At 52.7% G+C, this 8,431-nt stretch carries 10 protein-coding genes and 2 pseudogenes; 5 read left to right on the top strand and 7 right to left on the bottom strand.

The genetic code is table 11. The annotated features are described in order from the left end of the window. Nucleotides 1-142: 142 nt before the first annotated feature. Genes ACZYSM_RS06675 through ACZYSM_RS06665 form a run of 3 tightly spaced genes read right to left on the bottom strand, consistent with a single transcriptional unit; the run spans nucleotide 143 to nucleotide 2,391 of the window. A complete protein-coding gene (locus ACZYSM_RS06675; RefSeq protein WP_489070044.1) occupies nucleotides 143-829 on the bottom strand; it encodes a winged helix-turn-helix domain-containing protein in 687 nt (228 codons plus the stop codon). A 34-nt stretch (nucleotides 830-863) separates the two neighbouring features. Next, nucleotides 864-1,619 (bottom strand): EAL domain-containing protein, encoded by a 756-nt coding sequence (locus tag ACZYSM_RS06670; protein WP_489070043.1) that lies wholly within the window; start codon nucleotides 1,617-1,619, stop codon nucleotides 864-866. A gap of 31 nt (nucleotides 1,620-1,650) precedes the next feature. Next, nucleotides 1,651-2,391: a winged helix-turn-helix domain-containing protein gene (locus ACZYSM_RS06665; RefSeq protein ID WP_489070042.1), complete on the bottom strand. Its 741-nt coding sequence runs from the start codon at nucleotides 2,389-2,391 to the stop codon at nucleotides 1,651-1,653. A gap of 635 nt (nucleotides 2,392-3,026) precedes the next feature. On the opposite strand from ACZYSM_RS06665, the pseudogene ACZYSM_RS06660 reads away from it, so the two are divergent. After that, nucleotides 3,027-3,173, top strand: a pseudogene (locus ACZYSM_RS06660) (undecaprenyl-diphosphate phosphatase); the annotation flags it as partial. Between the two features lie 250 nt (nucleotides 3,174-3,423). Further along, complete coding sequence (locus ACZYSM_RS06655) at nucleotides 3,424-4,245, top strand: aldo/keto reductase (protein ID WP_489070041.1); 822 nt, start codon at nucleotides 3,424-3,426, stop codon at nucleotides 4,243-4,245. Between the two features lie 30 nt (nucleotides 4,246-4,275). Here the strand turns inward: ACZYSM_RS06655 and ACZYSM_RS06650 are convergent, their stop codons facing one another. Then, nucleotides 4,276-4,848: a YceI family protein gene (locus ACZYSM_RS06650; RefSeq protein ID WP_489070039.1), complete on the bottom strand. Its 573-nt coding sequence runs from the start codon at nucleotides 4,846-4,848 to the stop codon at nucleotides 4,276-4,278. 48 nt (nucleotides 4,849-4,896) lie between these two features. Continuing rightward, nucleotides 4,897-5,436 carry a cytochrome b gene (locus ACZYSM_RS06645; protein WP_489070037.1) on the bottom strand — a complete coding sequence of 180 codons (540 nt, stop codon included), beginning with the start codon at nucleotides 5,434-5,436 and terminating at the stop codon, nucleotides 4,897-4,899. Nucleotides 5,437-5,491: 55 nt separating this feature from the next. Between ACZYSM_RS06645 and ACZYSM_RS06640 the strand changes: the two genes are divergently transcribed. The 3 genes from ACZYSM_RS06640 to ACZYSM_RS06630 all read left to right on the top strand — a co-directional run bounded on the left by ACZYSM_RS06640 (nucleotide 5,492) and on the right by ACZYSM_RS06630 (nucleotide 6,630). Beyond that, nucleotides 5,492-5,623 carry a hypothetical protein gene (locus ACZYSM_RS06640; RefSeq protein WP_489070035.1) on the top strand — a complete coding sequence of 44 codons (132 nt, stop codon included), beginning with the start codon at nucleotides 5,492-5,494 and terminating at the stop codon, nucleotides 5,621-5,623. A 136-nt stretch (nucleotides 5,624-5,759) separates the two neighbouring features. Then, complete coding sequence (locus tag ACZYSM_RS06635; RefSeq protein ID WP_489070033.1) at nucleotides 5,760-5,921, top strand: hypothetical protein; 162 nt, start codon at nucleotides 5,760-5,762, stop codon at nucleotides 5,919-5,921. A 76-nt stretch (nucleotides 5,922-5,997) separates the two neighbouring features. Beyond that, nucleotides 5,998-6,630 carry a hypothetical protein gene (locus ACZYSM_RS06630; protein WP_489070032.1) on the top strand — a complete coding sequence of 211 codons (633 nt, stop codon included), beginning with the start codon at nucleotides 5,998-6,000 and terminating at the stop codon, nucleotides 6,628-6,630. 290 nt (nucleotides 6,631-6,920) lie between these two features. Here the strand turns inward: ACZYSM_RS06630 and ACZYSM_RS06625 are convergent, their stop codons facing one another. Then, nucleotides 6,921-7,712 (bottom strand): carbohydrate deacetylase, encoded by a 792-nt coding sequence (locus tag ACZYSM_RS06625; protein WP_489070031.1) that lies wholly within the window; start codon nucleotides 7,710-7,712, stop codon nucleotides 6,921-6,923. A gap of 7 nt (nucleotides 7,713-7,719) precedes the next feature. After that, nucleotides 7,720-8,136 (bottom strand): annotated as a pseudogene (locus ACZYSM_RS06620) (UDP-glucose 6-dehydrogenase); the annotation flags it as partial. Nucleotides 8,137-8,431: the final 295 nt, after the last annotated feature.

The following is an 8,431-nucleotide window of genomic DNA, read 5'->3' as shown; positions in this document are numbered from 1 at the left end:
CGCGCTGACTAAGATCTTGATATTGCCCGACCTGGATCGTGGCGCGTTCTTCGACGCTGAGTTCTGTATAGGACATGGCGGCACCTTACCGGAGGGTGAGGTGTTGCACTCAGTTGTCGCGGCCGCCTAGTCATTTAAAGCTTCAGGCGAAGCTTTTTTCACGGGTTATCTTTTGTATGAGGCAGTAGCCGCGGTTCCTGACAGCTCGAAAAAGACGTTCACCATTGCTGGCACTTTTAAACTTGTCCTGTAGCCGGCTCAAGCACATTTCGAGACCCTGATACTGCTCCGGTTCTCTACCGATGCTTCGGATAAGATCGTCTTTGCTGACCACACGGTCGTCATGGTGCAGCATTTTTTTAGTAAGTGTGGCTTCTAAACCCGTTAAGACAACCTCAACACCGTCTTTGACCAGGGCGTTGCTGCCATTGTTAAGTCGCCAGGCTTCAGCGGATGGGAGGGGCACTTTAGTTGCTTGGGGTATGGCGCTATCGGTGTCATTGTTGGCTTCACCTACACGCGGGGCGATGCTATCAAGCGAAGTGTCTGGCTGGGAAGCTAACCACTCAGACTCCAGCGCTGACAATATAAATTGTGTGTCGTGTTTATTGGCGGGAGAGTTAATTCTGCTGACTTGCTGGAAGAAAAAATCCATAAGCTTAGGGACAGAAGAGGGTGGCTCCATGCCTTCGACAAACATCTTTGCCTGTGATGTACTGAACGAGTTATACCGTCCACTGGACAATATTGTCTCGAGCTCAAGTTGTGATGCCGGGCTATGGGTAACAACGACAAAATACTTTCTAGGGAGGTTCATACGGCTTTCCATTGCGCTCTCCTGACGGGCACTGCAAGTGAATAATTTAAAGGTTGTCGGCAGGGGAATAATAACTCCCTTGAAAGTAATCAAAGGGCAAGGCTCGCGCCAATGTATGGCTGACGGCATGCTCTACTCTGTCCGCTATAAAAGAAACTTTATTGTTATGGCTCAGTGTGACCATGCGCTCATAGAGTCGATTGAATAACTCCGGGTTATCATTGAATTTGAGGCTCAAGTCTAAGGCTGAAACGGAGATTTTTATATAGTCGAATAAATTCAGGTTTGTAAAAATCTCGACACTTTCATTGTCAAGGTTGTAATGGTCGAAAGCGATCTCTATACCGTGATCCTTCAACAAATACACATTGCGGAGAATTTTATTTTTGTCTTGATAACTGGCCGCCGAGAGCGGTAATTCATTCAATGCGATGACCAATGTCTGGCCAAAACTGCGCAGGGTATCAGCGGACTGTATCAACTCTTCAGTGAGTGCGGTATCGACGAGGTCTGACTGGGCGATGTAAACGAATCTTCGACTGAAATATTCTTCCACTGTGGAGGTGTTGCGGTCTTTTAGCGAGACGGCAATCAACCGGGTTTGCATCAATACTTCACTGTATATGCCACCCTTGTCGTGCGTCGGCGGTGTGCAGGATATATCAAAAGGAAGAGCCTGTCCGCCGTCGAAATGTATTCTTATTTCGCTACCGAACGGGCAGTCATCTCGTGTAAGGATCAATTGTCGAGACAGATAATGATCCGCACCATCAACTTGCGAGGTGCACCCAGTCGTGTTCATGAAACAATAACTCCCTGTATATTAAAATTGATCAGACTGAAGAGATCAGGCCTCTGCTTAAACGATATCCATGTCCGCGAATACTTTGAATGGCGTTGGTGCCAAACATATTTTTTATTTTCCCACGAAGGCGACTAATAGCCTTTTCCAAGGCTCTTGGGTCATAAAAATTTACATTAAGACCCATCACTCTGGCGATTTCATCATGGCTCAAAATGTTATTTTTTGTCTGGGTTAGCGCCTCCAGGACTTGCATTTCCGCAAACGATATTTCCAGTTTTTGATCGGGGCCATGAAGGCACATACGAGAGGGGTCCAGCATCAGATTTACTTCTCTTCGCCATTCGGGAGAGTTAAAAAAATCGGAAAACCCATCAAGATTGCTGTCAGGAGTGCTGGTCAGTTTAATACAGTGATCAGCCCCGGCAAGATAGTATTTCATCTTGTTGTAAGTGCCTTTACCGGAGATAACAACGGAAATTATTGGCGTCAGATTGTCGGCGCGAATATTTTCCACTACGGTCAGGCTCTCAAGGAAAGCCTGGGGACTGTCAATCTCGATAAAGATCGCTTGGTACGAACCGGAATGCTTGTTTTTTCTGGATAAGTGGCTGTAGCACAGTGTATCAATGGGTACATCATTGCATACATGGCTCGCTACCAACTGCCTGAAACCTTCGGCTGAAGTGGGGGTCCGCGCAACGGTGAGAACACTCCTCTCCTCCCTGATCTGGCAGTGCGTTGTAGTCGATCCTTTCCCTTTAAGCATCATGCTTTGACTCGGATTGGTACTGGCATTCGAATGTTAATGTACAAATTCCTGTATGTGACTGACGAATGCTAACATTTTCACGTATTTTTTAGATTGTTTTTACAATTTTCTAACAATGTTGTGGATCTGTCGTGGTTCTGTCTTGCCCTTCGCAGTGCCGGGCTATTGATGGGGTCGCCCAGGGTTTTCGATAGTGGCGTTATGCCTTCTTTGACGTCGCTGCTGTGTTGTTGTCCAATAAATACTCAGCGTGTGCCAGTGCATTCCACGCGACTTGATCTTCGTGAATTATTATGATTGGGCTCGGCTTGTTTGGTTGAAGTAATGGCGTCGTGCCACCTATCAATACAGTGTTGTCCAAATACCGACCTTAAGTAACTGTTAACGTAATTTTTACTATCGACTTTTTATAACATTAGCCCCGGATAGGCGGATTGATGCGCTTTAGTTATCTGTTGTTCTGGTAGATTTTGTCGTGAAAAAACCATAAAAATGTTAGGGGCTCTCTAGTCTGGATGAGCGTTATTTTTCAGATGTGTCGCTGTCTGCTTTTAAGCTCGAGATAATCAACAAGCCTTTCAGAGGGAAGGGTCTAACTGGGGGTAACGGATTTTTTGACCACCGCGCAGGTATAGATTTTAGGTGCTGTTGAAGGGCTTACGGAATTTTTGCCCAATATGAGTACGGGTCACCAGATCATTGTCGCGGATTTACTCGATTTCGGCGGTGAACGGGCCATGGCTTTCAACATCATCATCCAGCTGGGGGCCATGGTGACAATGCCGACGATGGTTGGTTCCGCTGTGTACTCTGGCCTCAAGTACCGCCACTTCTTCCAGGCGGGCGACTTGTCGGTGTTCGCCTTGGGGTTTGTGATTGCGTTCGTTTTCGCGATGATTGGCTGATTTTGGCGACGTGGTTGTTCGGCTGGGTCAATGGGTCGAATGTTCTGCCCTGGACGTCGACTCGATTGAGCCGCTTTGCTCAACTGCTGCCACACTGATAATCATCGGATTTCATCAGGAGATTGCAATGCGAATGCTCGATCTGGCCGGCGTATCTGTCCCTGTCATCGGCCAAGGGACCTGGCGCATGGGCGAGGATCCGCACCAGCGCGCCACTGAAGTGGCAGCGTTGCAGTCAGGCATTGAGCTGGGTATGACGCTGATCGACACCGCAGAAATGTACGCCGAAGGCGGCGCTGAGGAAGTGGTCGGCGAGGTGATCGCCGGCCAGCGTGATCGGGTGTTTCTGGTCAGTAAGGTCTACCCGCACAATGCCAGTCGCAAGGGCATCCCCCACGCGTGCGAGGAGAGTCTGAAGCGCTTGGGCACAGACTATATTGATCTGTACTTGCTGCATTGGCGTGGACAATACCCCCTTCAAGAGACGGTCGAGGCCTTCGAGCGTTTACGCGAAGAAGGCAAGATCAGGCGTTGGTGTGTCTCCAATTTCGACGTGGAGGATCTGCAAGAGCTGGCGTCTCCAGCCTGTGCAACCAATCAGGTGCTCTACAACATCGAACAGCGCGGCATCGAGTTCGACCTGTTGCCCTGGTGGCAGCAGCACCATCTGCCGCTGATGGCCTACTGTCCGATCGCTCAGGGGGGAGAACTGCTGACCAGCCCGACCCTCCAGCACATTGCCAATCTTCACGGTGTAACTCCCGCTCAAGTGGCGCTGGCCTGGGTTCTGCGTCAGGACGGGGTCATCGCCATCCCCAAAGCCGTCACGCTCGAGCATGTCCGGCTAAATGCCGCAGCCGCCCAATTGAAGCTTCAGACAGAGGATTTGCAGGCGATTGATCGGGTGTTCTGTGCCCCGAAGCGCAAGCATCCGCTGGCGATGGTATGAGCCACGCCATGTGAGGTTGAGTCAGGAGAGCTATTGCTCGGGAGCAACCACGCGGAATTTGATGTGGATATCGTTGGAGATGATGCCGACATCGGCCCATTCGCCTTCACCGATGCTGAAGTCGGCGCGGTTGAGGATGAATTCGCCATTGAATACACCGATGGAATGCTGCGGATCCAAGCTGATCTGTGCACTGACGTCACGCGTGTGGCCCTTGAGCGTGAGCTTGCCGCTGACCTCATAGCGGTTGTTGTTGAGGGGCTTCACACTGCTCGATTCAAATTTCGCCACGGGATATGCGGCCGTGTTGAACCAGCCGGGTTTTTGCAGTTCGCTGTTGGCGTCGCGGGTGCCGGCGTCGATGCTGTCGAGCTGGATGGTGAGCTCTGCACGGGCCGCTGCGGGGTTTGCGGAGTCAAAGTTGAGCTTGGCATCGAACTTGCCGAAAGTGCCGTAAACCCTCGCGCCCATTTGGGTGTAGGTGAAGGTGATTTGGCTGGCAGCCGTGTTCACTCGCTTGTATTCAACGGCGTGGGCGTTGGTCAAGGCGCCCAGGGTGAGTGCGGCGGCCAACGCGGCAGAGCGCAGGAATCGATCATTCATAACACTCTCCGGTCGGGGCGCGAGCTTCGTGCATTGAAGCGGCGTGGATCAGCCTTTGTTCTTGCGCGGCAGCATGCACGCGAGTACGTCGTCGCGATCAATGTAGTGATGTTTCAGTGCGGCGCCGGTATGGACGATCACCAAGCCAAGCAAGGTGAAGTTAAGCACTTCATGCAGGTCCTTCAGGCGGTCACCCAAGGCGGCATCTTTGGACACCAGGTCCGGCAGCGGCAGTACCCCAAACCACACGGTCTGGAAGCCTTTCGCAGAACTCATCAACCAGCCGCTGAGCGGAATCGCGATCATCAATGCATACAGCAGCCAATGTGTGGCTTGGGACGCAAAACGCGATATGGCCGGTATCGTCGCCGGGAGGGGCGGCGCGGGATGGGTGAGGCTCCAGGCGAGTCGTAGCAACACCAGGAGAAACAGGGTCACACCGGCCCACTTGTGCCATGAGAACAGTTTTATCTTGGTTGGCGAAATCGGAAGATCGGGCATGTAGAAGCCGAGCACAAAGGTGCCGATCAGCCCCGCTGCCATCAGCCAGTGCAGGGAAATCGCCGTGCGCGTGTAACGCTGATTCATGAGTGCTCCGCCTCGACCGACTGGAGTGGCTGGGCGGTCGAGGCGCCTGACCGTCATGGATTTTTTAAGTGTAGATGAATCCGATATCGTTCTGGTCAATGCACTGGACTACCGTGCGACGCCGGTGTATCGCGACCGTCCGTCAAATGGACGGCACGTCGCTGATCCGGGAATCTCCAATCGGTAGGGCCCAGCCCCACGGGACCTCAATAGTGAGGTGGGTATGGCTAATGATTCGGTGTCCCAATGTTATCCAAAGCGAACCAAATGAGATTGTCCTATCCTCAATCGTGACGAGAAATCCTTAAGGAAAGGAGGTACGTATGGCAACTGAACAGAAACCCCGACAGCCAAATGATCCGTCCAGGGAAGATGATGATGAAGAAGCTACAGAGCAAGAAAATCCGCCGCCGCAAACCTGGAAGCATCCAGACGATGGCAAAAGTCTGTCAGATCAGGATGAAGAGCGGCCACTGAAGCCCTGATAGCCAGAAAAACAGCCCCGCTATTGTGCGCAATGCTGTTCAGTTAAGAGAACGCTGCGACCCTGTAGGAGCGAGCTTGCTCGCGATGGATGTTAACGATAACGCGTGTTTACTGGCTAAACGCGGCGCTCTTGAGTCCATCGCGAGCAAGCTCGCTCCTACAATTTCCTTAACTGAACGGTATTACCGCTATTGTGCGGGGCTTTTTCGTCTATACGACGTCCACCCAGGGCGGGAGATTGCTATGAGATATCAATCGATAACGGAAGAGCAGTGGGCCACAGTCACATCCGCCGCAGAAGACGCGCAACAGCTTGAAAAATATGCTGGGAGGTTAACGACGAGGCTCAAGGCGCTTTTCGATGACGAACACTCAAAAAACAATCTGGGGGTAACCTTTGAGGTTCTTGAGGACGGTACTTCCTGGCGTATCAAGTCTGTGTTCGGTATCGCCAGGGCCACTCTCAGGATTTTCACCAATGAAGCCGGGATGTACGGAAAGTACCTCATTGAAAGGCAGAGCAAAGACCCTAAGGATGAGCCGATTTGGCAGCAGGTATGGGCACTTCATATCACTCTGCAAGGCTTGGCCCATCCAGGGGAAGAGGGTGCAGAGCCGATTCACCTGAGGGCTTCTTCTTCAAGCCATTCGGACGATGCAATCGTGCATTTGGGACTGTCCTTGCTCTATGCGTTAGGGCAGGAGTAGGGCTCATCCTATATGTTTCGACAGGATTTTAAGGGATCAAGCACGTGTGGTGGCTTGATCTCTTTTTTCATTTCGGGTTTGCGCAAGCACGGCCCTTGAGGTAGTGCAATCGGGTCGCATGGCCAGCCTATGCCAGTACGACGATCTGAAGAATACGCTCACGTCCATGTCTGCGTGGCTAGTAATGAACGATGGAACTACTTGATTGAGGCTCTTTGGGGGTATAGATCAATGCGGCTGTTTCATATCAAAAGGCCTGCATCTGATTTATTTCAACGTATGTACGTCATTTAATCGCGCCGAACTATTCCAGCACTGTGGCCGATGCAGTCCACCCCATAAGGGACTCGTGGGACGCCCGGCAGACGGCTTTCCAGCACCTGCGTCAATGATTCCCCCGGGTTCAGGTAGGCGTCGCCAAAGTCGGCGCCCAGCAGGTTGGGGTGGGTGATGACCTCAAGCAAACCGTTGGTTGGCGGTGGCGCATTACGCAGATCGGCCGGAGTACAGACGTGGTCGGCGGTGACTCCAGCGAGGCTGCGTAGACGCCGGTTGAGCAAGTTTTTGAACAGTCGCTTGCCGGGCCCGATATTTTGTCCAAGGTTGCGCGCCAATCGCAGCGCCACGCCCTGTCTGGCGGCGAAGCGTGCGAGGACTTCACCGATCGGCCAGATATTGTGTACGTGCTGGTGCGAGTCCAGATGACTGGGTTGCAAGCCCAGCTCCAGGCAGTGTTGCCATTGCGCCTCCAGCTCTTGTAGCACAGCGTCCCGGGCCTGGCGGCCAAGCCACAGACGATGGCGAGACAGGTTCAGATCGAATTCGCCGCTGGCGTTGCAGAACTCGGGGTGCCCGAGAATGGCTTTGCTGAGCGGCCGGCCATCAGTGAGGTTGAAGTGCAGACCGATTCGCCCTTGCAGCAGAGGGTGCTGTGCTATTGCGCAGGCGACGGCAAAAGCCGGCATGTTTGCCATCGCAGTGGCGGAGCTGATCAGTCCGGTCTGGAAGGCCCGCAGGATAATGGCATTCTCGTTCTGGCTGAGGCCGAAATCGTCAGCGTTGACTACGACTTGGTGAGGCATTTTGGTCCTCCAGCGTGGGGATGGTTGGCGCGGCGCCTTTGTCGGCGGTTCCGACCGGCACCGTGGATTTGATGATCAGCGTGCGGTTGTCATCCATGCACCGTGCGATTTCGCGGGTGACTGTCAGCACATGGCTGAGGTCGGCCGAACCGTCCTCATCTGCCGGTGTACCGACTGTGATGAAGATCAGTTCGGCGTGGGCGACGGCATCACTGGGCTGGGTGCTGAACAGCAACCGGCCTTCTTTGATATTGTCCTCCAGCATGCCGCAAAGCCCCGGTTCACGGATGGGTGGGACGGCCTGTTGTAGCTGTCTGATTTTGTTGATGTCGACGTCGACGCACAAAACCCGATGGCCGACGTCTGCCAGTGCGGCTGCTTGAATCAGGCCAACATAGCCCGTACCGAATACGCTCACGTCCATATTGGCGTGCCTCGCAAAGAGCGGTGTATGTAACTGGGATGAGGCTGTTGAAGTGGGTATAGACCAGCGTAGCCAAAGCGTGTCAACGAAATGACAGGTTCTTTGTGGTTGGGAAATAGTGTTGTTTCAGGCGCTTTGCCATCAGGAGCTTTGTGGCAGCGGCTTTGATACGTTTTTGAATCAAAAAAAGCATCGAAACTTAAGCGACTAACGGTCGTATCGCTTGATCTGCATAGCTCTTAGCACTATGGGCGTGTCAGATTTGAGTCACCTGTTTTTTGACGCACTCATGGAT

The sequence above is a fragment of the Pseudomonas sp. F220 genome (genome assembly GCF_057813935.1).
The sequence above is the reverse complement of the archived record's forward strand: the minus strand, read 5'-3'. Positions and strand labels throughout refer to the sequence as shown.